This window comes from Isoptericola jiangsuensis (genome assembly GCF_002563715.1).
In the GTDB taxonomy this organism is placed as follows: Bacteria; Actinomycetota; Actinomycetes; order Actinomycetales; family Cellulomonadaceae; genus Isoptericola; species Isoptericola jiangsuensis.
Map to the genome: position 1 here is coordinate 161,908 of NZ_PDJJ01000001.1, position 21,910 is coordinate 183,817.

Annotated in this window: 16 protein-coding genes, 2 rRNA genes and 1 riboswitch; of the genes, 10 read left to right on the forward strand and 8 right to left on the reverse strand. The window is 72.3% G+C overall.

All coding sequences use genetic code 11. The features are described from left to right. The first annotated feature begins 343 nt into the window (after window positions 1–343). The 9 genes from ATJ88_RS00720 to ATJ88_RS00760 all read left to right on the forward strand — a co-directional run bounded on the left by ATJ88_RS00720 (window position 344) and on the right by ATJ88_RS00760 (window position 12,083). A 23S ribosomal RNA gene (locus tag ATJ88_RS00720) occupies window positions 344–3,459 on the forward strand. Between the two features lie 113 nt (window positions 3,460–3,572). Further along, a 5S ribosomal RNA gene (gene rrf / locus ATJ88_RS00725) occupies window positions 3,573–3,689 on the forward strand. 215 nt (window positions 3,690–3,904) lie between these two features. Then, a complete protein-coding gene (locus ATJ88_RS00730) occupies window positions 3,905–4,432 on the forward strand; it encodes a hypothetical protein (protein WP_098462006.1) in 528 nt (175 codons plus the stop codon). 94 nt (window positions 4,433–4,526) lie between these two features. Continuing rightward, complete coding sequence (locus tag ATJ88_RS00735) at window positions 4,527–5,114, forward strand: DUF305 domain-containing protein (protein ID WP_245852032.1); 588 nt, start codon at window positions 4,527–4,529, stop codon at window positions 5,112–5,114. 66 nt (window positions 5,115–5,180) lie between these two features. After that, window positions 5,181–6,104 (forward strand): WD40/YVTN/BNR-like repeat-containing protein, encoded by a 924-nt coding sequence (locus ATJ88_RS00740; RefSeq protein ID WP_098462007.1) that lies wholly within the window; start codon window positions 5,181–5,183, stop codon window positions 6,102–6,104. A gap of 102 nt (window positions 6,105–6,206) precedes the next feature. Then, window positions 6,207–6,363: riboswitch (cyclic di-AMP (ydaO/yuaA leader) on the forward strand. 132 nt (window positions 6,364–6,495) lie between these two features. Beyond that, complete coding sequence (locus ATJ88_RS00745; RefSeq protein WP_098462008.1) at window positions 6,496–7,446, forward strand: M15 family metallopeptidase; 951 nt, start codon at window positions 6,496–6,498, stop codon at window positions 7,444–7,446. Window positions 7,447–7,527: 81 nt separating this feature from the next. Continuing rightward, window positions 7,528–10,269 (forward strand): helix-turn-helix transcriptional regulator, encoded by a 2,742-nt coding sequence (locus ATJ88_RS00750; RefSeq protein WP_098462009.1) that lies wholly within the window; start codon window positions 7,528–7,530, stop codon window positions 10,267–10,269. A gap of 135 nt (window positions 10,270–10,404) precedes the next feature. Further along, the gene (locus ATJ88_RS00755) at window positions 10,405–11,229 is read left to right on the forward strand and encodes an alpha/beta fold hydrolase (protein ID WP_098462011.1); all 825 of its coding nucleotides are present in this window, start codon (window positions 10,405–10,407) and stop codon (window positions 11,227–11,229) included. 11 nt (window positions 11,230–11,240) lie between these two features. Continuing rightward, entirely contained in the window at window positions 11,241–12,083 is an 843-nt protein-coding gene (locus tag ATJ88_RS00760) for an alpha/beta hydrolase (RefSeq protein ID WP_098462012.1), read from the forward strand. A gap of 58 nt (window positions 12,084–12,141) precedes the next feature. Here ATJ88_RS00760 and ATJ88_RS00765 read toward each other — a convergent pair whose 3' ends face one another. The 3 genes from ATJ88_RS00765 to ATJ88_RS00775 all read right to left on the reverse strand — a co-directional run bounded on the left by ATJ88_RS00765 (window position 12,142) and on the right by ATJ88_RS00775 (window position 15,312). Further along, window positions 12,142–13,377, reverse strand: coding sequence for an alkaline phosphatase family protein (locus ATJ88_RS00765; protein WP_098462014.1), 1,236 nt, complete (start codon window positions 13,375–13,377; stop codon window positions 12,142–12,144). Between the two features lie 82 nt (window positions 13,378–13,459). Further along, complete coding sequence (gene chrA / locus ATJ88_RS00770) at window positions 13,460–14,662, reverse strand: chromate efflux transporter (RefSeq protein ID WP_098462015.1); 1,203 nt, start codon at window positions 14,660–14,662, stop codon at window positions 13,460–13,462. An 86-nt stretch (window positions 14,663–14,748) separates the two neighbouring features. Further along, the gene (locus ATJ88_RS00775) at window positions 14,749–15,312 is read right to left on the reverse strand and encodes a TIGR03086 family metal-binding protein (protein WP_211287431.1); all 564 of its coding nucleotides are present in this window, start codon (window positions 15,310–15,312) and stop codon (window positions 14,749–14,751) included. A gap of 184 nt (window positions 15,313–15,496) precedes the next feature. On the opposite strand from ATJ88_RS00775, the gene ATJ88_RS00780 reads away from it, so the two are divergent. Then, complete coding sequence (locus ATJ88_RS00780; RefSeq protein WP_098462018.1) at window positions 15,497–15,790, forward strand: hypothetical protein; 294 nt, start codon at window positions 15,497–15,499, stop codon at window positions 15,788–15,790. Window positions 15,791–15,838: 48 nt separating this feature from the next. On the opposite strand, the gene ATJ88_RS00785 is transcribed toward ATJ88_RS00780, so the two are convergent. The 5 genes from ATJ88_RS00785 to ATJ88_RS00805 all read right to left on the reverse strand — a co-directional run bounded on the left by ATJ88_RS00785 (window position 15,839) and on the right by ATJ88_RS00805 (window position 21,800). Beyond that, window positions 15,839–16,774: an SDR family oxidoreductase gene (locus ATJ88_RS00785; protein ID WP_098462020.1), complete on the reverse strand. Its 936-nt coding sequence runs from the start codon at window positions 16,772–16,774 to the stop codon at window positions 15,839–15,841. A 141-nt stretch (window positions 16,775–16,915) separates the two neighbouring features. Beyond that, window positions 16,916–18,310: a polysaccharide deacetylase family protein gene (locus ATJ88_RS00790; protein ID WP_098462021.1), complete on the reverse strand. Its 1,395-nt coding sequence runs from the start codon at window positions 18,308–18,310 to the stop codon at window positions 16,916–16,918. Between the two features lie 118 nt (window positions 18,311–18,428). Beyond that, the gene (locus tag ATJ88_RS00795; RefSeq protein ID WP_098462023.1) at window positions 18,429–19,076 is read right to left on the reverse strand and encodes a response regulator transcription factor; all 648 of its coding nucleotides are present in this window, start codon (window positions 19,074–19,076) and stop codon (window positions 18,429–18,431) included. Beyond that, window positions 19,073–20,410, reverse strand: a complete 1,338-nt coding sequence (locus ATJ88_RS00800; protein WP_098462024.1) for a sensor histidine kinase — start codon at window positions 20,408–20,410, stop codon at window positions 19,073–19,075. The genes ATJ88_RS00795 and ATJ88_RS00800 overlap by 4 nt, the downstream gene beginning before the upstream one ends. Window positions 20,411–20,636: 226 nt before the next feature. Beyond that, window positions 20,637–21,800: a ThuA domain-containing protein gene (locus ATJ88_RS00805; protein ID WP_098462029.1), complete on the reverse strand. Its 1,164-nt coding sequence runs from the start codon at window positions 21,798–21,800 to the stop codon at window positions 20,637–20,639. Window positions 21,801–21,910: the final 110 nt, after the last annotated feature.

A 21,910-nucleotide genomic window follows, 5' to 3' on the forward strand; every position in this document is an offset into this window, starting at 1 on the left:
GGTGCTAGTACGCCTCGTTCGCGGGGCTGGAACGCGCTGGTCGGTCGTCGGGGGTCGGTGAGCACACTGTTGGGTCCTGAGGCAACCGGCCATGGGTCGGGGGTTTCATGACGCGGGTCGTCGGTGGGTGTCATACCGCCTGGCTGCCTGGTGGGGGTGCGCACGCTCTAGGGTGTGGGTCCGCTGCCGGGGGGTGGGGTTGGTGGCATCGGTGCCGGCGGGTTCGTCCGTTGCTTGAGAACTGCACAGTGGACGCGAGCATCCCAGATGTTCAAGCTCATCATCTTCCCCTTGCGGGGTGGTGATGTGTTTTCTTGGATTTCTGTAGCATATTTGTAGTGTGTGTCGAAGTTTTTAAGGGCACACGGTGGATGCCTTGGCACTAGGAGCCGAAGAAGGACGTGGTAGCCTGCGATAAGCCTCGGGGAGTTGGCAAACGAACTGTGATCCGAGGGTGTCCGAATGGGGGAACCCGGCCGCAGTCATGTGCGGTCACCCTCGCCTGAATATATAGGGCGAGTGGAGGGAACGCCGGGAAGTGAAACATCTCAGTACCGGCAGGAAGAGATATTCCGTGAGTAGTGGCGAGCGAAAGCGGATGAGGCCAAACCGTGCGCGTGTCAAGCTGTCAGGCGTTGCGCGTACGGGGTTGTGGGACCTTCTGGAAGAATCTGACAGTTCTTCAGCCAGTAAGAAAGCCGTGTCATAGTCGAACCGCATTGAAAGGCGGACCGTAGAGGGTGTGAGTCCCGTAGACGAAATGGTGCGGCCTGGTGGAGGGGATCCCAAGTAGCACGGGGCCCGAGAAATCTCGTGTGAATCTGGCAAGACCACTTGCTAAGCCTAAATACTACCTAGTGACCGATAGCGGACCAGTACCGTGAGGGAAAGGTGAAAAGTACCCCGGGAGGGGAGTGAAATAGTACCTGAAACCGTGTGCCTACAATCCGTCGGAGCCTCCTTAGCAGGGGTGACGGCGTGCCTTTTGAAGAATGAGCCTGCGAGTTAGTGCTCGGTGGCGAGGTTAACCCGTGTGGGGAAGCCGTAGCGAAAGCGAGTCCGAAGAGGGCGATTCAGTCGCCGGGTCTAGACCCGAAGCGAAGTGATCTAGCCATGGGCAGGTTGAAGCGCCGGTAAGACGGCGTGGAGGACCGAACCCACTTAGGTTGAAAACTGAGGGGATGACCTGTGGTTAGGGGTGAAAGGCCAATCAAACTTCGTGATAGCTGGTTCTCCCCGAAATGCATTTAGGTGCAGCGTCACGCGTTCCTTACCGGAGGTAGAGCTACTGGATGGCCGATGGGCCCCACCAGGTTACTGACGTCAGCCAAACTCCGAATGCCGGTAAGCCAGAGCGTGGCAGTGAGACTGCGGGGGATAAGCTTCGTAGTCGAGAGGGAAACAGCCCAGACCACCGGCTAAGGCCCCTAAGCGTGTGCTCAGTGGGAAAGGATGTGGAGTTGCACAGACAACCAGGAGGTTGGCTTAGAAGCAGCCACCCTTGAAAGAGTGCGTAATAGCTCACTGGTCAAGTGATTCCGCGCCGACAATGTAGCGGGGCTCAAGTACACCGCCGAAGCCGTGGCACTCACACTTTGCCCAGCACCGACTTGATCGGTGTTCAGGCGTGTGGGTGGGTAGGGGAGCGTCGTGTGGGCAGTGAAGCCGCGGAGTGATCCAGCGGTGGAGGCCACACGAGTGAGAATGCAGGCATGAGTAGCGAATGACGGGTGAGAAACCCGTCCGCCGAATGACCAAGGGTTCCAGGGCCAGGTTAATCCGCCCTGGGTAAGTCGGGACCTAAGGCGAGGCCGACAGGCGTAGTCGATGGACAAGGAGTTGATATTCTCCTACCGGCGAAGAACCGCCCATACCGAATCCGGTGATGCTAACCGCCCCAAGGGCAGCACCGTGGTCTTCGGACCACACCGCTGCCGGCGGCGTGGGACCCGAACCGGTAGTAGGTAAGCGTATTAACAGGGGTGACGCAGGAAGGTAGCCCGGCGTGGCGATGGTAGACCACGTCCAAGGCCGTAGCCCGCTTCGTAGGCAAATCCGCGAAGCACCAGGGTGAGAGCTGACAGTGACCGCGTATGCGGGAAACGGGTGATCCTATGCTGCCAAGAAAAGCCTCGACGCGAGGTTCTAGCCGCCCGTACCCCAAACCGACTCAGGTGGTCAGGTAGAGAATACTAAGGCGATCGAGATAATCGTGGTTAAGGAACTCGGCAAAATGCCCCCGTAACTTCGGGAGAAGGGGGGCCTGATCCGTCAACACCCTAGCGGTGGGACGCGGTGAGGGCCGCAGAGACCAGGGAGAAGCGACTGTTTACTAAAAACACAGGTCCGTGCTAAGTCGCAAGACGATGTATACGGACTGACGCCTGCCCGGTGCTGGAAGGTTAAGAGGACGGGTCAGCTTCGGCGAAGCCCAGAATTTAAGCCCCAGTAAACGGCGGTGGTAACTATAACCATCCTAAGGTAGCGAAATTCCTTGTCGGGTAAGTTCCGACCTGCACGAATGGCGTAACGACTTCTCCGCTGTCTCAACCGCGAACTCGGCGAAATTGCACTACGAGTAAAGATGCTCGTTACGCGCAGCAGGACGGAAAGACCCCGGGACCTTTACTATAGCTTGGTATTGGTGTTCGGTGCGGTTTGTGTAGGATAGGTGGGAGACTATGAAACCCGCGCGCCAGCGCGAGTGGAGTCGCCGTTGAAATACCACTCTGACCGCATCGACCATCTAACCTCGGTCCGTGATCCGGACCAGGGACAGTGCCTGGTGGGTAGTTTAACTGGGGCGGTTGCCTCCCAAAATGTAACGGAGGCGCTCAAAGGTTCCCTCAGCCTGGTTGGCAATCAGGTGTCGAGTGCAAGTGCACAAGGGAGCTTGACTGTGAGACCGACAGGTCGAGCAGGGACGAAAGTCGGAACTAGTGATCCGGCGGTGGCTTGTGGAAGCGCCGTCGCTCAACGGATAAAAGGTACCCCGGGGATAACAGGCTGATCTTCCCCAAGAGTCCATATCGACGGGATGGTTTGGCACCTCGATGTCGGCTCGTCGCATCCTGGGGCTGGAGTAGGTCCCAAGGGTTGGGCTGTTCGCCCATTAAAGCGGCACGCGAGCTGGGTTTAGAACGTCGTGAGACAGTTCGGTCCCTATCCGCTGCGCGCGCAGGAAACTTGAGAAGGGCTGTCCCTAGTACGAGAGGACCGGGACGGACGAACCTCTGGTATGCCAGTTGTTCCGCCAGGAGCACCGCTGGTTCGCTACGTTCGGAAGGGATAACCGCTGAAAGCATCTAAGCGGGAAGCCTGCTTCAAGATGAGGTTTCCAACAGAACTTGTTTCTGTGAAGGCACCCAGCTAGACCACTGGGTAGATAGGCCGGAAGTGGAAGACAGGACCAAAGACTGTCGCAGCTGACCGGTACTAATCAGCCGACAACTTCACACACATTCACTTGCATGCACGCGTCCACTGTGCGGTTCCCGAGAAACGGGCACCACCCCCCCCACACCCCACGACCACGGGTGACACGAGGGGGGACCCTGACAACTCGATAACGTTACGGCGGTCATAGCGTAGGGGAAACGCCCGGTCCCATCCCGAACCCGGAAGCTCAGCCCTACAGCGCCGATGGTACTGCCCTGGAGACGGGGTGGGAGAGTAGGACGCCGCCGGACACCCTTCACAGCAGGCCCCCCAACCACCGGTTGGGGGGCCTGACTGCTCTGCACCCGAAACGCCCCAGAGGGGATGCAGCCTCTCCGATCGCACGGGAGACTCCCTGCCCACCGCGAGCACCCGTCGTGTGACCCGTCGGACAGCGTGACGGACGTGACCCCCGCGAAGGGCCTGGCTAGAGTGGCGATGTCGTCGTGGTCGTGAGGAGGTGCGTGTGATCAGGTCCCTGCGCGCTCTGCTCCTCGGGCGGCGTCAGCGGCTCTCGGCCGCCTTCCTCGTGCTCCTGCTGATCGTCGGCGTCGCGTTGATGCACGCCATGAGCGGGACCGCGTCGGGCCACGGGACCACGCGGGTCGTCGCCTCGGCGTCGGTGAGCAGTGGTCACCACGAGTCCGTGTCACCGCCGGCCACGGGCGACGGGTGGGGCGCGGCGTCCACCGCACCCGGCGCGCCGGACCGATCAGCTGCGTCCGCTCCAGCTGCGGCCGGCCTGACGACGACGGCGTCGACGCTCGTCCCGGCGGACGTGCCGTGCGACGACGGCTGCGGGCACCACCACGACATGGTCACCGCGATGTGCCTCATGGTGCTCGCGGTGCTTCTGGTGCTGACCCTGCCCGGCGCCCGCGGGCTGCTGCTCGCGGAGTCCGCCTGGCCTCGCGCGGGTGCCTGGCTCGCCGACTCGTGGCGGCGATGGGCCGAGGGGCCGTCGCTGCACGCCCTGGGGATCTCTCGGACGTAGTCCCGCACGGTTCCGTGGCGCGCCGTGGCGCGCCGCCGTTCCTGGGCCCGTGGCGGGCCCCCGTGTGGAAGACCCCGAGAAAGGCAAGACCCTCATGACGCACACCCTGATGCGGCGCGCCCTCGCGCCCGTCGTCGCCCTTGCCGTCGTCGGCGCGCTCGCCGCGTGCAGCGACACCGAACCGAGCGGTCCCGGTACCAGGGCCGCCGCCTCGTCCCAGGACTCGGCGGCGTTCAACATGGCGGACGTGATGTTCGCGCAGATGATGATCCCGCACCACGAGCAGGCGATCGAGATGTCCGACGTGCTGCTCGGCAAGGACGGGATCGACCCCGAGGTGGTCGACCTCGCGGAGCAGATCAAGCAGGCGCAGGGGCCGGAGATCGAGACGATGTCGGGCTGGCTCGACGAGTGGGACATGGGCATGGACGGCGCCGGTCACGACGCCGTGCACGGCATGATGTCCGGCTCGGACATGGAGTCGCTCGAGGAGGCGGACGGCGCGCAGGCCCAGACGCTGTTCCTCGAGCAGATGATCGTCCACCACGAGGGTGCGGTCGACATGGCCGCCGACGAGGTGGACGACGGACGGTTCCCGGCGACGGTCGAGATGGCGCAGACCATCGTCGAGACGCAGACGGACGAGATCCGGTTCATGGAAGACCTGCTCGCCGCCGAGTGACGCCCCCTGACGGCGGCGCCCGCCGGTGCGGGCGCCGCCGTCCCTGACGACTCCGAGGACCACCTCATGAAGACCGCATCCGCGCGCGCCCGCGCGCTCCTCTCGGCGGCGGTGCTGCCCGCTCTCGCCGCCTGTTCCACCCCCGCCGACGGCATCGACGACGCCGACGACCCGACGGGCGAATCGCTCGGCCACGTGCACGCCCTGGTGCACGACCCCGGCACCGACCAGCTGCTCGCCGCCACCCACACGGGTGTGTGGCTGCTGCCCGACCCGACCGCGCCGTCGTCCGGCGAAGACGCCGTCCGCCGGGTGGGCGCAGGCACGCAGGACACGATGGGCATGGCCCTCGGTCCGGACGGCGCGCTCTACGCGTCGGGTCATCCCGGCCCGGGCGAGGACCCGGACCTGTCCCCGCCGAACCTCGGCCTCCAGCGCAGCACCGACGGTGCGACGACGTGGGAGCCGGTGTCGTTGCGGGGCGAGGTCGACTTCCACGCCCTGACGACCGCGACGACCCCGGACGGCTCCGTGCGGGTCGCGGGGCTCGACTCCGGGACGTCCACGATCCTGGTGAGCGACGACGCCGGCCGGTCCTGGTCGCAGGGCGCGACGCTCGCGCTCCGCGACCTGGCGTTCCTCGCCGGTGAGGCGGACTCCCTGGTCGCGACGACGCCCGGCGGCGTGCAGGTCAGCGACGACGCGGCGGGTTCGTTCGCCCCCGTGCCGGACGCGCCGCTGCTGGTGCTGGTGGAGGTGCTGCCGGCCGGTGGCGTCGTCGGCCTCGACGACGCGGGAACGGTGTGGACGGCCGGGGACGACCTGACGGGTTGGCGGTCGCACGGCGGCACCGACGAGGTCGTGGAGGCGCTGACGACGGTCCCGACGGCGGACGGCAAGGACACGGCGCTCGTCGTCGCGACGTCCGCGGCGGTGCTGGTCAGCGACGATCTCGGCGGCACGTGGGACGAGCTGGCGGCCGTCCCGTGAGGCGCCGTGACCTGATCGTGACAATTCTCGGCGGACGGGATATGGTCCAGTCACCCCTCGGGAACGAGGGTCGTCCGGACGGACGCCGAGCCCTGTCACCGTCCCGGACCACCGACGAACCGAACGACAGGGGCGGGGGAACCACTTCCGGGCACTGCGGTGTCCTCGGGGTGAAGCCGAGCGGATGTCATCCGCTGGCCGGGTCAGTCTCCGACCCGAACCCGACAGCTAACTTCGTAGGCGTCAGGAGATCGTGCATGCCATCCCGCACCTGCGGGCGCCGTCCTGCGCCCCGCACCCCGGGCCTCGCGCCCGTCGCCGCTCCGTCGGCTCCGTCCTCCCGGTCGTCGCGTCCCGTGACGTGCGTCGCCGCGCACCTGCGGGGGGTGCGATGAGGCACGCGCGTGAGGCGGCCCCGACCGCGCCGCCCACCGTCACGTCGTCCGGCCCCCCGACCCGGTCCGCCGCGAGCCGCGGCCGCGGCCGCCACTTCGCCGAGCCGGCCCCGCGCCGGCACCGGCAGGGCCCGACCTGGTCGTCCCTCGCGCCGAAGAGCTGGCCCCTGAGCATCGGGGTGGGCCTCGCGGTGACGATGGCGACGACCACCGGACTCGCGGTGGCGTCCGGCACGCCCGTGCCCGTCCTGGGTGACGCGCCCGAGGGTGCCGCGCCGGTCGCGGACGCCGGGACGACGACGGACACCGTGGACGCGTCACGGGCGGCCGCCCTGCTGGCCGACCGTGACGGCGTCGGCGGCGGCGGGTCGGCGTCGCGCTCCGGCGTGCGCGCGGCCGCGCCCGTCGCGGCCGCCGCGACCGGTGGTGTCGTCGTCGACGCGGACGCCACCCTCACCACGGAGAAGGTGCGGGTGGACGTCGAGGCGGCTCCCGAGCCTCCCGTCCTGCCCGGCTGCGACGGCCTCGCGACCGGCGCCGGCACCAACGGCAGCATCTCGTCGTCCGAGATGTGCAACCTGTGGGACGGCGGCCCGGCGATCCGTGCGGACGCAGCCGTGGCGCTCGCCCGTCTCAACCAGGCGTACCGCGGGGTGTTCGGCGAGGACATGTGCGTCACCGACGGCTACCGCAGCTACAGCCAGCAGGTCGCGACGAAGGCGGCCAAGGGCTACCTCGCGGCCACGCCCGGCACGTCCAACCACGGGTGGGGCCTCGCCGTCGACCTGTGCCCGGAGACGTACGCGGGTGACCGGTGGACGTGGCTCGCCGCGCACGGCCCCGACTACGGCTGGGACAACCCGGACTGGGCGCGCGCCGGCGGGTCGAAGTACGAGCCGTGGCACTGGGAGTTCACCGCCGCGGTGGCCGTGAAGTCCGCCTACTGAGGGCTGCACCCCGCGCGGGCCGGCCTGCGACACCGCAGGTCAGCCCGCGCGTGGCAGGGACGGTGGCCCTATCGTCGTACCGTGCACGGCAGCACCGGCGGCCTGCTGGGCCGTGACGACGAGCGGCGACGGATCGCCGCCGTCGTCGGTGCTGCCCGGAACGGCCGTGGCAGCGCTCTCCTGCTCCTCGGTGAGCCGGGCGTCGGCAAGTCGTCGCTGGTGGCCGACGCGGTGCAGGACGCCGGGCTCGACGTGGTCCGGGCGGACGGGTTCGAGGCCGAGTCGTCGATGCCGTACGCGGCCGTGCAACGCGTCGTCGGGCGGCTGACCGGCCATCTCGACGCCCTCCCGGCCCGGCAGCGCGAGCCGCTGCTCGTCGCGTCGGGCAGCGCCGAGGGCCCGCCGCCCGACCGGTTCCTCGTCGGTCTGGGCGTGCTCAGCCTCCTCGCGGCGGCGGGGAGCAGCCGCCCGGTGCTGTGCGTGGCCGACGACGCCCATCACCTCGACGCCGAGAGCCTGGACGTCCTGGCGTTCGTCGCGCGTCGGCTGGGGGCCGAGCGCGTGGCCCTGCTGCTCGCCGGCCGCGTCGAGAGCGGGCTCGAGCAGCGCCTCGCGGGGATGCCGGTCCTGGAGGTCGGAGGCCTGGCACCCGAGCCCGCCGCCGCGGTGCTGAACAGGTCCGCCGGCGCCCCCTTCCCGCCGACGACGACCGCCGCCATCGTGCGGGCCACGGGTGGCAACCCCCTCGCCCTGACCGACCTCGCCGCCGACCCTCTGCTGCGCGAGCTCGACGGCCTCGGCCTCGGCCCCGACCCCGTGCCGATCGGCAGCCACCTCGAGGCCCACTACCTGCGCCGCGTCATGCACACGTCGGCCGCCGTGCAGGGGTGGCTGCTGCTCGCCGCCGCCGACTCCTCCGGCGACCCCCGGCTGCTCGCCGAGGCCGCACCACGCTGCGGGGTGAAGGTCGACGACGGCGACGAGGCCGAGGCGGCGGGGCTGGTCGCGCTCGACCCCGGGGTGCGGTTCCGGCACCCGCTCGTGCGGTCGGCCGTCTACCGGTCGGCGTCCGGGGTGCAGCGCCGTCGCGTGCACGCCGCGCTCGCGCGGGCCGCGGCCGACCTGGGACTGGTCGAGGCCGAGGCGTGGCACGCGTCGCGCACGGTCACCGGGGTCGACGCCGACGTCGCGGACCGGCTCGATCGGGCCGCGCTGCTCGCCGCCCGCCGCGGCGGGTCGACGTCGCGCGCCGGCATCCTCACGCGGGCGGCCGAGCTCACGCCGCCCGGGCCGGCGCGGGACGTCCGGCAGGTCGCGGCGGCGGAGGCGACGCTCGAGGCGGGGGCCGCCGACGTCGCGCGCCGCCTGCTGGGCACCGTCGACGAGTCCCGCCTCGACCCGGTGTCCCGCGGCCGGCTGGTGAGCGTGCGCAGCGCCGCGGCCATGTTCCTGGCGGACCCGGAGGGCGTGCGCTCGGCGTCCGCGGACCAGCTCCGGGCCGCGGACGCGTTCCGCGGCCACGACCCCGCCCGCGAGCAGGAGGCGCTGCTGCACGCGTTCGAGATGTGCCTGACCGCGGAGCGCCTGGTCACCGGGACGACGTTGGAGGCGGTCGGCCGCCGGGTGGCGCAGGGCGCCGCCGAGGCCGAGGGGGCGGGCGCCGTCGTGCTGCGCGGCATCGCCGCCCTGATGCTGGAACCGTACGCCCGTGCCGTCGGTCCGGCCCGCGCCGCCCTCGAGACCGTCCTCGCGCAGCCCGACGACCTCCTGCGGTTCCGCGGGACGCTCGTCGCCGCCGTCGGCGTGTTCCTCTGGGACGAGCGCGGCCGCGCGCGCGGGCTGGACCGGGCGCGGCGGGCGGCGCGCCGGCTCGGGGACCTGCAACGGCTCGACACCCTGCTGTGGGTGAGCGCGCTCGGGGAGCTCTCCGGCGGGACGGTCCGCCGGGCGCAGGAGTTCGACGACGGCGTCCGCGAGGTGCGTCGTGCGATGGGGTACGACGGCGAGAACGTCGTCAACGGCGCCGTGCTCGCGTGGACGGGGGCACCCGCGGCGCTCGTCGAGGCGGTCGCGGCCGGGGCCGAAGCGACCGGGTTCGGCGGCGTCGCGTCCTCCACCCTGTGCGCGCTGGCCGTCCGGGAGATCGCCGGCCGCGACCACGCGTCGGCCCGGGCCCGCCTGGACCCCTACGTCGTCCGGGATCCGTTCCTGCAGACCAGCCCGCTGTTCCTCGCCGACCACGCCGAGGCCGCCGTGCGCAGCGGGCACCCGGACGCCGCGGCGCGCTCCGCCGCCGACCTCGTGGCGCGGGCGGACGCCAACGGGTCCGCCTGGTGCCGGGGGCTCGCCGAGCGGGCCCTCGCGCTCACGTCGTCGGACGACGTCGAGCAGCACCACGCCGCGTCGGTCGCCGCGCTCGCGGCCACGGAGGCGACGGTCGACCGCGCCCGGTCGCACCTGGTGTACGGCGAATGGCTGCGTCGCGCCCGCCGGCGCCGGGAGGCGGTCGCACAGCTGCAGGAGGCGGTCGCGCTGTTCGACCGCAGCGGGGTCACGATGTTCGCGGCGCGCGCGGAAGCCGAGCTGGCCGCCGCCGGCGGGGCGCGGCGGCCGGTGCCCACCGGGGACGACCTCGACCTGACGGCCCAGGAGCGCACGGTCGCCCGCCTGGCCGCGGCGGGACGCACCAACGCCGAGATCGGTGCGCGGCTGTTCATCAGCCCCAACACCGTGGACTACCACCTGCGCAAGGTGTTCCAGAAGCTGGGGGTCACGTCACGACGCCAGCTCGCCGATCGGCTCGGTCCCCGTCCGACGGCGTGAGCGGCGGCGCGCGACGTCTCGTGGCGGGTGCCGGCGCGGCGCGGCCGACGGACTACGTGCCGCGCGTGGTCCGCTGCGGGTGACCGCCCGGCAGTGTCGGAGCGAAGCCGTTCCCGAGCACGCCAGGAGGTCACCATGCCGTACGTCACCACCGACGACGGGACCGAGATCTTCTACACCGACTGGGGTGGCGGCGGTTCGCCGGTGCTCCTCAGCCACGGCTGGCCGCTGAACTCCGACGCGTGGGCCGCGGCCGCGCTGTACCTCGCCGAGCACGGGCACCGGGTGATCGCCCACGACCGGCGCGGTCACGGCCGCTCCGGCCGGACGTGGGACGGCAACGAGATTGACACCTACGCCGACGACCTCGCCTGCCTCGTCGAGACGCTCGACCTGCGCGACCTCACGCTCGTGGGGCACTCGACCGGCGGCGGCGAGGTCGTGCGGTACGTGGGGCGTCACGGGACGGACCGGTTGGCCGGCGTCGTCCTGGTGTCCGCGGTCCCGCCGCTCATGCTGCGCACGGACGACAACCCGGACGGTCTGCCGCTGGAGGTGTTCGACCGGATCCGCGCCGGGGAGAAGGCCGACCGGTCCCAGCTCTACCGGGATCTGGCCGACGGGCCGTTCTTCGGCCACAACCGCTCCGGCGACGTCGACCAGGGGTTCCGGGACGCGTTCTGGCTGCAGTCCATGGCGTGCGGGCACCGCGCCGCCTACGAGTGCATCGCCGCGTTCTCCGCCACCGACTTCCGCCCCGACCTCGCCAAGGTCGACGTCCCCGCCCTGGTGATCCACGGGGACGACGACCAGATCGTCCCCTTCGACGTCGGCGGGAGGCGCTCGGTCGAGCTGCTGCCGGACGCCCGCCTGCTGACCTACCCGGGCAGCGGGCACGCCCTGCCCGACACCGACCGCGACCGACTGCACGCCGACCTGCTCGCCTTCATCGACGCCTGAGGAGCACCGCCATGACCGCACAGGGACCCGGACCCACCGCACCCGACACCGTCGTCCTCGTCCACGGCCTGTGGATGACGCCACGGAGCTGGGAGGGGTGGGTCGCGCACTACGAGAGCAAGGGCTTCACCGTCGTCACGCCGCCGTACCCGGGGTTCGAGATCGAGGTGGAGGCGCTGCGGGAGAACCCGCAGGTCATCGCCGACCTCACCGTCCCGGAGACGGTGGACCACCTCGCCGGCGTCATCGAAGCGCTGGACCGGCCTCCGATCATCATGGGGCACTCGTTCGGCGGCACCCTCACCCAGCTGCTGCTGGCCCGCGGGCTGGGTGCGGCCGGGGTCGTCATCGACTCCGCGCCGACCGAGGGCGTGCGGGTCAACCCGGTGTCGCAGGCACGGTCCCTGTTCCCGGCGCTGAAGAACCCCGCGAACCGGCACCGGGCCGTCGGCTTCACGCCGGAGGAGTTCCACTACGCGTTCACCAACACGCTGTCCGCGGAGGAGTCGCGGGCCGTGTGGGACCGGTACGCGATCGCCGCGCCCGGGTTCTGGGTGTGGGAGTACGGGCTGTTCGCCAACTTCAAGCCCGGGCACCAGGACACCTGGGTGGACTACGCCGCCCCGCGGGCGCCGCTGCTGTTCATCGCGGGGGAGCTCGACCACATCATGCCGCCGGCGGTGAACCGGTCGAACGCGAAGCACTGGGAGAGGTCGCCGTCGCTCACGGAGTACCGCGAGCTGGCCGGCCGGGACCACTGGACGTGCGCGGCCCCCGGCTGGGAGGAGGTGGCGGACCTCGCCCTGGAGTGGGCGTTGGAGCACGCGGTGAGCGCGGAGCGGGCCTCCTCCTGAGCGGTCGTGTGCCGCCGTCCCGGGACCTGCCGGGGCGGCGGTGCCGCGCGCGCCCGGGTCAGTCCGGGGGCCGCCCGGGCAGGTCCAACGACTCGGCCAGCACCCGACCCTGCGTGCCCGACGGCGGCGCGACACCCAGCAGCGCGGCGATCGTGGGAGCGACGTCGACGTGCCGGGGTGCGGCCGGGGGAGCGCCGGGCCGGACGCCGGACCCGGCGAGGAGGAACGCGACGTCGAGCTCGGCGGTCGTGCCGTGCCGTCCGCGGGGAGGGTGCCGGAGGAAAGCCGGGGCCGCGCCGCCCGGCGACCAGCCGGGCCGTGGTTCGACGACGAGCTCGCCGAGGCGCGGGCTCATGCGGTGCTCGGCCTGCTCGTGCCGGTCCCAGACTGCCTGGACCTGCGGCAGCGAGGCGACGGCCCGACGGATCGTGGCGACGGCGTCCGATCGGTGACGCGCGGCCCCGAGCAGGTGCAGGCTGGCGACCCCGCCGACGACGACCGCCACGTCGGTGCGGGGCTCGGGACGCCCACCGGGCCGCAGGATCTCGGCGCGGAGGCCCGCCCGGGCGAGCCGGCGCCGCAGGACGCGGCCGAACCCTCGGGTGAACGCCGTCATGCCGTGGTCGCCGAGCAGCACGAACGCCGTGCGGTCGGCCGTGCCGATCTCCTCGGTGGTGGAGACGAGGCGTCCGAGCTGCGCGTCGATCTCGCGCAGCGCAGCGGGGATCCGCGGGTGCCCGGGGCCGCCCGCGTGCCCGAGGCCGTCGAGGACGTCGCTGTAGACGGCGAGGAACCGGGGCGGGCCGGGCACGGTGACGGTGCGTCCGCCACTGCGCACGGGCCTGCCGCGGAGCACCGCGACGGCATCGTCGAACCGCCGTGTACAACCGCCGCCGGGCTGGGTGTACAGGGCGTCCGGGTCGCCGAACCGGGTGCCGTGGTCCTGCACGATCGGCCACTGCACGGACGCCACGGCCATGCCCGCGTCCCGCACGGCCTCGGCGATCGTCGGCACGGCGAGGTCCCGTTGCTGACCCTGCGCGGACCCCGCGACCGGGTCGAAGAAGTACGCCGTGTTGAGATGGCGCTCCGGCCACGCGCCGGTGGCGACCGACGCCCAGGACGGGTTGGTCACGCTCGGCAGCACGCCGCGCCCCGTCGTCAGACTGCCCCGGGCCGCCAGCGCGTCCAGGTGCGGCGTCGGCAGGTCCGCGGCGACGTCGAGGTACGCCGCGCCGAACCCGTCCAGCGCGACGAGCACCACGTGGTCGGCCGGCGGCCGGAGCGACTCCATCGGACCATCGTCGCCGACGCCGGGCCTCGCGTCAGCGGTGACACGTGCGCACGCGCCGGGCCGCGACGGGAGGCGGCGAGCCTCAGAGCAGGGCGAGCAGGACGCCCCCGGCGGCACCCACCAGGACGACACCCCACGGCGGCACCCGCCACGCCGTCAGCGCCACGAAGCAGACCAGCGCCAGGCCGAACGTCGCCGGCCCGGTGACGGCCGTGACGAAGACCGGGTCGTACAGGGCCGCGGCGAGGACGCCGACCACGGCGGCGTTCGCCCCCCGCAGCGCAGCCTGCGCGGACGGCCTGGCACGCACGGCGTCCCAGAACGGCAGCACGCCCACGAGCAGCAGGAACCCGGGCAGGAACACCGCGACCAGCGCCGCGGCGGCACCGAGCAGCGCGGAGCCGGGCAGCGCGAGAGCGCCCAGGTACGCCGCGAACGCGAACAGCGGGCCCGGCAGCGCCTGCGCGGCTCCGTACCCCGCGAGGAACTGCTCCGGGGTCACCCAGCCCCCGCCGACGGCCTCGGCCTCCAGCAGCGGCAGCACCACGTGGCCGCCCCCGAACACGAGCGCGCCCGACCGGAACGCGCCGTCCACGACGTCGAGCAGCCGCCCGCCCGTGACCGCCGCGGCCACCGGCAGCGCCGCCAGCAGGACGGCGAACAGCACGAGCGCCGCCGCACCCGTGCGGCGGGACACCCCGGACCGCAGCCCCGCCGGCGCGACCTGCTCGGCGGTGCGGCACCACAGCAGACCGGCCGCGACCCCCGCCGCGACGGCCCCCACCTGCGCCACCGGACCCCCGACCAGCAGCACGAGCAGCGCCGCACCCACGGCGATCCCCGCCCGCGGCGCGTCCGGCGTCAGGGATCGAGCCATGCCCTGCACCGCGTGCGCCACCACGGCGACCGCCACCACCTTGAGGCCCGCCACCACGCCCGCTCCGACGGTGGTGCCCAGCACCGACGTCCCCGAGGCGAACGCCACCATCAGCACCGCCGACGGCACCGTGAACGCGAACCACGCGGCCAGGGCACCCGCCCAGCCCGCCCGGGTCAGCCCGAGCGCGAACCCGACCTGGCTCGACGCCGGGCCGGGGAGGAACTGCCCGAGCGCGACGAGCTCGCCGTACGCGCGGTCGTCCACCCACCGGCGTCGCGCCACGAGGTCGTCGCGGAAGTAGCCGAGGTGCGCGACCGGACCCCCGAACGAGGTCAGGCCGAGGCGCAGGAACGCCCGGAACACCTCACCGGCCGTGCCCGGGCGGGCGGGGGTCGCGTCGGTCACCGTGGCCTCCGTTCCGTGGTCCGCACCGACCCTAACCGGGGTGCGGGCGGAGCCGCGGCGCACGGGCCGCCGTCACCGCCCGGCCGTCACCGCCCGGCCGTCACCGCCCGGCCGTCACCGGACGGCCACGCCGGGTCGCGCCCGGTGCGAGCCACGAGCCGGTCGAGTCGCGACGCATCCGCGGGCGCGACGACGGCCGGTCCGAACGGCGCCTCGCCGAAGACGTCGAAGAAGTCCTCCACGTGGTCGAGGCGGGTGCCGTCCACGACCAGCTCCTGACTCGTCGCACGGGCGAGGTCCCACCCGTGCACCGTCAGCTCCTCCACGGCGACGACGGCGTTGTGGTGCGCGTCCATGTCCACCCCGCCCGCCGACACCCGTCCCTCCCAGGCGGTCGGCGCACGCCAGGCGCACGCCAGCGCGTCGAGCTGCACGGGCACGGCGACGCGCCAGGCGTCGACCAGCGACGACGGCGGGCGCACGGGCTCCTTGCGGGCGTTGGCGGTGAACACGACGGTGAGCTGGTGGACGTGCGCGAGCAGGTCGGCGACCGTCCACCCGGTGCACGGGGTGGGCAGGTCGAGCTGGTCGTCGCGGACGCCGGCGACGAGCCGGCGCATCTCGTCGGTCGCGGGGGCGAGGTCGAACACGGGTGCTCCGTCCGGAGGGCTGCACGGTCTCCGGTGTGGACCGCCGAGGCGTCGCAACCTCATCGGCGGGCGCCTCCACCAGTATGTGAGACGACCTGACAAATCTCTTCCCGCCGTGCGGCGGCGCTGCCACGATCGGGGCACGCCGTCCGACGAGGGACGGCCCCGTCGAAGGTGAGGAAGCATGAACAAGAAGCTCGTGGGCGGACTGGTCGGCCTGGTCCTGGCGCTCGGTGCCGTCGTCGTCCCCGCCGGCACGGCGAGCGCGTTCGGTTCGGTGACGTGCCCGTCGGGACGCGTCGTCTCGTTCACCTCGGCCAAGCCGTTCTCGGTGCGCGTGTACGGCCCCAACCCGGGGACCGTCTACACGTCCTTCAAGTCCGGCACCGTCTACAAGGTGATCACCGGCCGGCAGAGCATCGCGGAGTGGCACATCGTGTCCTCCTCGGCCACCGTCACGCCGGGCTGCACGGTCTGACGAGGGATGCCGGGGTGCGTCGTCGGCCGCTCCGACGACGCACCCGGCTCAGGCGAACCGGACGCCCGTCAGCTCCTCGGACGTGGTCCACAGGCGGGCCGCGTCCCCGGTGCTGCGCAGCGGCGCCCACGGCGTCCGCTCGGCGGGCGCACCACCGGCCCCGCCGAGGCCGCGCGGCCCGTAGAACCGTCCGTCCGCGTCGGGCGCGGTGGCCGCCAGGACGGCAGGCAGCGCGGCGCTGGCAGGAGTGCCCACCAGCAGGCCCCGCGCGGACAGCCAGCGGACGACGCGCACCTCGCGGGTGTCCTGCGCGCGCCCCATCTCGGGGCGGGCGGCGAGCAGGCTCGTGGGTGCCACCCCCGGGTGCGACACCGCGCTGGTGATCCCCCAGCCCGCGGCGCGGCTGCGGCGCGCGAGCTCCAGCCCGAACAGCGCGCACGCCAGCTTCGACTGGGCGTAGACCCGCATCCCGTCGTAGGAGCGCTCGGCGTCCAGGTCGTCCCAGTCGATCGTGGCGCGGCGGGCCGCGATGCTCGTCTGGGACACGACGCGGGCCTGCCCCGCCCGCAGCAGGGGCAGCAGGCCGGCGGTGAGCGCCACGTGCCCCAGGTGGTTGGTGCCGAGCTGCAGCTCGAACCCGTCCGCGGTGGTCCGGCGCTCGGGCGGCGTCATCACACCGGCGTTGTTGACCAGCAGGTGCACGGGCGCGCCGTCCGCGAGCAGCTTGCCCGTGAACGCGGCGACGGACGCCAGCGACGACAGGTCGAGGTCGTGCAGGGTCAGCTCGGCGCCCGGGTGCCGGTCCCGGACCCGCGCGGCGGCGGACGCGCCCTTGGCCTGGTCGCGCACGGGCATGACGACCTCGGCGCCCGCGGCGGCCAGCCGTGCCGCGATCTCGAGGCCGACCCCGTCGCTCGCGCCCGTCACCACCGCCCGCCGTCCGGAGAGGTCGGGGGTCTCGACGTCGTACCGCCTGGCTGCCATCGGGTCGCTCCTGTCGTCGCGTCCGGACGCCGGTGCGGCGCCCGGGTACCACCGTGCCACCCCGGCGGAGCGCCCCTGCACGTCCCGGGTACCCGGGACTCCAGCCCGGAGGGACTGGGCGGCGGGCGACCGGCGCGCCCGTCAGTCCGCCAGGAGGTCGACCGGGACGAGGGTGTAGCCCTCCTTGCGCAGCGCGCGGATCAGCGGGCCGACGGCGTCCACCGTCGACGGGTGGATGTCGTGCATGAGGATGTTGCTGCCGTCCGTGACTCGGTCCATGACGTCCTCGCGGACGCGCTTCGGGTCGCGGGTGCGCCAGTCGTCCGAGTCCAGGCTCCACAGCACGACGTCCATCCCGGCGCTGGTCGCGATGCCGCGCACCCGGTCGTCGACGTCCCCGTACGGCGGGCGCACCAGGTAGGGGCGGAACCCGGTGGCGTCCACGATCGCGTCGGTGGTGCTGCGCAGCTCTTCGCGCACGTCCGCGTCGTCGAGCGTGGTGAGCAGCGGGTGGTTCCACGAGTGGTTGGCCACCAGGTGCCCGGCGTCCAGGATGTCCCGCGCGATGCCGGGGTTCCGCTCGACGTTGCTCCCCACCAGGAAGAACGTGGCGGGCGCGTCCTTCCGGTCGAGGATCTCGAGCAGCCGTTCGGTGTCCGCGACGGGGCCGTCGTCGAACGTCAGCGCGACGCACCTGTCGACCGTGCAGTCGACCCCGTCGGCCTTCGCCGCGGCACGTCGGGCGGAGACGATCCGGTCGATCCGGTCCGTCCACACCGCGCGGGTGGTGTCCTCCAGGGTGTCCCGCAGCTCGACGGCGGCGTCGCCGTCGACCTCGTCCGGCCCCGCGTCGAGGACCGCCGTGCCCTGCGCGGCAGCCTCGCCGAGGGTGTCCCGCAGCCCGGCGCCGACCTTCTCGCCCTCCAGGGCGTCGAGGGCGTCGCGGGCGTCCTGCACCGCCGGTTCCAGCGCGTCGTACGCCCACTCCCGGCGCGCCTGCACGACGGCGTCCGTCGCCTCGGCCACGTCCGCGGCCGCCGCGTCGAGGGCCGCCCGCGTCGGGTCCGAGTCCTCCACGACCTCCGCCTCCACCGCGGGCAGCGTCTCGGGGCGGAACGGGTTCGGCCGGGTCACGGCCTCGACCGTGCTCGTCGTCGTCGGGTACGTCACCGGGGCGTCCCGCAACGCCTCCGCGTCCTCCAGAGCGGCCGCCAGCGTGCGCCGCACCTTCGGGTGCTCCACCTGACCCCTGCTCTGCGTGAGCACCGGGCGGCCCTCGTCGATCGCGGCCACCACGTCGTCGTGACCCGCCGCGTACGCGGCCTCGGCGTCCGCCCGCGAGCCCGCCGCCGCCTCCTCCTGCACGGTGACCGCGGCGGCGTACCGCGCCTGCGTGTGCTCCCACACGCGGTGCTCCACGTCGGCGGCGACGACGACCGCCGCCACCACCAGCGCCACGGCCACCACCACGACCCACCACCACCGGCGATGACGGCGGGCGGGCGACGGGTCGGGCGCGTGCGGGGTGGTGCTCACCCCTCGATCCTCCGGCCTCCCGGACGCCCGGGTCGACCGCTGCGGGCGTGACGCTGCTCATGCCCAGGTCACGGCCCTGCCCGGTGCGGCGGGAGGTCCTGGCGCCGTCCGGTCCGCGTCAGGGCACCAGGCCGGACTCGTAGGCGGTGATGACGAGCTGGACGCGGTCGCGACGGCCGAGCTTGCGCAGCACCTCCGAGACGTGCGACTTCACGGTCTGCTCGCCGATGAACAGCGCGCTCGCGATCTCCGCGTTCGACAACCCACGCGCGACGGCGAGCAGCACGTCCGTCTCGCGGGCAGTCAACGAGTCCAGCGCGGCACGGCGCGGGCCCGAGCCCCCGCGGCGGGCCGCGAAGTCGTCGACGAGGCGGCGTGTCACCTGGGGGCCCAGCAGCATCGAGCCGTCCGCGACCATCCGGACGCCCTCGATCAGGCGTTCGGCGGTGACATCCTTGAGCAGGAACCCGCTGGCTCCGGCCTGCAGAGCGTCGAACACGTACTCGTCCAGGTCGAACGTCGTGAGGATCAGCACCCGTGTGCCGGGATGGTCGGACACGATCCGGGCCGTCGCGGCGATCCCGTCGAGCACGGGCATGCGTACGTCCACGACGGCGACGTCCGCCTCCGTCTGCGCGACGACCTCCAGCAGCGCGGCGCCGTCGGCCGCCGTCCCGACGACCTCCAGGTCCGGCGCCGACCCGAGGATCGCGGCGAATCCGTGCAGGACGACGGGCTGGTCGTCGGCGACGACGACGCGCGTCATGCCTGGCCGTCCACGGGCGTGGCCGCCACAGCGGGCACGTTCCACGAGGTCGTGTCCCCCGACGGCGCTCCTCGCTCCTGACTGACCTCCGGGCCGACCGGGAGCGTCACGACCAGCACGAACTCGCCGTCTTCCACGTCGGCGCTCAGGTCGCCTCCGAGCGCCTCCACCCGCTCCCGCATGCCGATCAGCCCGCGGCCCGGGTCGATCGCGCCCCGCCCCGATGTCGCGTTGGTGACGCGCAGGCCGATCACGGCGGACACGTCCGAGAGCGTTATCCGTACCGGTACGCCCGGGGCGTGCCGGCGCGCGTTCGTCAGTGCCTCCTGCACGGCGCGGTAGAGCACGTACCCCTGCGCGTCCGGTACGTCCTCGCAGCGTCCCGTCAGCGTCACGTCCTGGCCGGCCGCCCGGGCCGCCGCGACGAGGTCCGCGACGTCGCACGCGCCTGGCTGCGGAGCGCGCTCCGCCTCGTCGCTGCGGCGCAGCACCGCCAGTACCTGCCGCAGCTCGCCCAACGCCGAACGCGCGTCGGAGGCGATGGCGGCCAGGACCTCCCGGGTCGCCGTGTCCATCTTCGGGTGCGAGTACGGCGCCGACTCCGCCCGCACCGCCACCAGCGACACGTGGTGCGCGACGACGTCGTGCAGGTCGCGGGCCAGCCTGGCGCGCTCCGCAGCGACCGACTCCACCTCCAGCGCGCGCCGCTCGGTGGCCGCAGCGGCGTCGCTGCGCCTGATCGCCCGGTTCGCCACGCGGATCACCGCGGCGACCCCGACGACCAGCGCCACGGCGGCGGTGTAGATCAGCCCCGCGGAGATCGCGCGGCCACCGTCGTAGTCGCCCGCGTTCACCGGGCCGATCGGGAGCGCGGCGGGCACCCCGGTGAGTGCGTAGAGCCACGCGATCGCCACCGTCACGACGAGCGGGACGACGGCGCGGCGCCAGGAGTCCTGCAGGACCAGGCACGTGATCATCAGCAGCGCCAGCCACCAGCCCCACACGAACGTGCCCATCAGGAGAATGGTCACGAAAGGCCACGCTGCGAGGACGGTCGCGGTCACCGGCCGTCCGCGGCTGAGCAGGACGGCCACGATGCAGCTCACCCCACCGAGCGCACTGACGAAGAGGCTGAACTGGTAGGGAGCGTCGAACCACGACACCTGGGCCAGCCATGGGTCGACGGGGAGCAGAGCGCTGCTCGGTTCGGCCACGTAGTCCGCGTACGGGATCGTCCAGATGAAGGGCGATGTCAGCAAGAGGAGGGCGAGCAGGCCCGCCATCACGGCGGACGCGACCCATCGACGGTCGGCGGGGCGGGCGGGCGTCGTCATGCGGACGATCCTCGCTGCCCGGCCCGGCTGCGCACCACCACCTTGTGGGGGAGATCGGCCCGCCTACGGCGGGATTCTCTGGGTGCGGGTGCTCGACCCCTGGGAGTTGGCCGTCAGTTGTTGACGAGGTGTGGTCGCCGGTCGACCACGCCGCCGATGCTGGACCTCTCCGCACGCACGGACCGCCCGGCGCCGTGGGGCACCGGGCGGTCCGGGGTGCGGGCTGTCAGAGACCGGCCTCGGCGAGACCCTTCTGCCAGTCGGCGATGTCCTCGACCTTGTCCTGCAGGACGTCGCCGGCGTCGCCGCGCACGAGGGCGTCGGCGAGCACCGCGGTGGTGCGGAGCACGACGACGGCCTTGAGGGGCTTGTCGGCGTCGGCGAGCTGCTGGGCCTGGTCGAGCTTCTTGTCGAGGATCTTCGCGGCGGCGCGGTCGCGGGCGTTGCCGTCGGCGAGCTCGTCGACGAGGGCGTCGACCTCGGACCAGGTGACGCAGTTGCCGCCGCCCTCGACCTTCCCGGCGGTCCACTCCACGCCCCGCAGGACGGAGGTGAGGAAGACCGGGTCGGTCCACGACGCCTCGACGTGGCCGGCGCCCTGATACCAGGAGCGGCCGCCCTCGAAGTTCTGGCACCAGGCGATCGGGTGGTCCTCGCCCATGGTGCCGCCGGTGTACGTGGACTCGTCGAGCGTCATGAGGACGTGGACGTTGTCACGCGGGTTGAGCGTGTAGTTGTACCACTCGTCCCAGCGCTCCCACTCGAGGGGGACGCCCTCCATGGACGGGTGGGCGGGGCTCTCGACGCGCATGGTGGCGTACTGCTGCTGGGGGTGCCCGGAGAACCGGGCGCCGCCGCCGACGAGCTGCGTGTACCAGGCGTTGGTGTGCATGGAGTCGGTGGCGGCGTGCAGGCCGACGACGCCTCCGCCGGCGTGCACGTAGCCCTGCAGCGCGGCGACCTCGGCGTCGTCGAGGAGGCGCGGGGTGGCGGGGTTGAGGCTGTTGGTGTTGTCCACGGGGGAGACGAACACGATGGAGTCGTACTGCCCGAGCGCCTCGGCGCTGGTGAACGGCGTGGAGGGGAGGGTGAGGTCGGGCTGGCCCGGCGAGCCGGGGCCCCACCAGCCGGCGGAGGTGTTCGGCGGGTCCCAGACGTCCACGGTGAACCCGTTGTCCTGGCCGAGGCCGATGAGGGCGTGGGTGACCTCGTCGATGTGGGAGTGGCGGAACCCGAGGGTCTCGCCGACGACGAGGATCTCGTAGTCGTCGTCCGCGTCGACGGCGGTGGCGGTGGCGGGCAGTGCGGCGCCCAGGGCAGTGACGCCGAGGACGGCGACGGAGGTGGCGGTGGCCGCGGCGAGGCGACGGCCGGTGGATCGAGTGCTCATGACGCTCCCTTGCGCATGTGGCGGTGGCCGGTGTGGCGCTGCTCACTTTAGGCGCTCGCGGAGCAGATGTCAGGAGGTTGCGCACGATCTTTTGAAACTTGTCAGGCAAA

Bases quoted from the DNA above. Each gene is read 5' to 3' on its own strand.
- ATJ88_RS00735 (WP_245852032.1), top strand. From the start codon at position 4,527: ATGACGCACACCCTGATGCGGCGCGCCCTCGCGCCCGTCGTCGCCCTT.
- ATJ88_RS00740 (WP_098462007.1), top strand. From the start codon at position 5,181: ATGAAGACCGCATCCGCGCGCGCCCGCGCGCTCCTCTCGGCGGCGGTG.
- ATJ88_RS00745 (WP_098462008.1), top strand. From the start codon at position 6,496: ATGAGGCACGCGCGTGAGGCGGCCCCGACCGCGCCGCCCACCGTCACG.
- ATJ88_RS00755 (WP_098462011.1), top strand. From the start codon at position 10,405: ATGCCGTACGTCACCACCGACGACGGGACCGAGATCTTCTACACCGAC.
- ATJ88_RS00760 (WP_098462012.1), top strand. From the start codon at position 11,241: ATGACCGCACAGGGACCCGGACCCACCGCACCCGACACCGTCGTCCTC.
- ATJ88_RS00765 (WP_098462014.1), bottom strand. From the start codon at position 13,377: ATGGAGTCGCTCCGGCCGCCGGCCGACCACGTGGTGCTCGTCGCGCTG.
- ATJ88_RS00780 (WP_098462018.1), top strand. From the start codon at position 15,497: ATGAACAAGAAGCTCGTGGGCGGACTGGTCGGCCTGGTCCTGGCGCTC.
- ATJ88_RS00785 (WP_098462020.1), bottom strand. From the start codon at position 16,774: ATGGCAGCCAGGCGGTACGACGTCGAGACCCCCGACCTCTCCGGACGG.
- ATJ88_RS00795 (WP_098462023.1), bottom strand. From the start codon at position 19,076: ATGACGCGCGTCGTCGTCGCCGACGACCAGCCCGTCGTCCTGCACGGA.
- ATJ88_RS00800 (WP_098462024.1), bottom strand. From the start codon at position 20,410: ATGACGACGCCCGCCCGCCCCGCCGACCGTCGATGGGTCGCGTCCGCC.
- ATJ88_RS00805 (WP_098462029.1), bottom strand. From the start codon at position 21,800: ATGAGCACTCGATCCACCGGCCGTCGCCTCGCCGCGGCCACCGCCACC.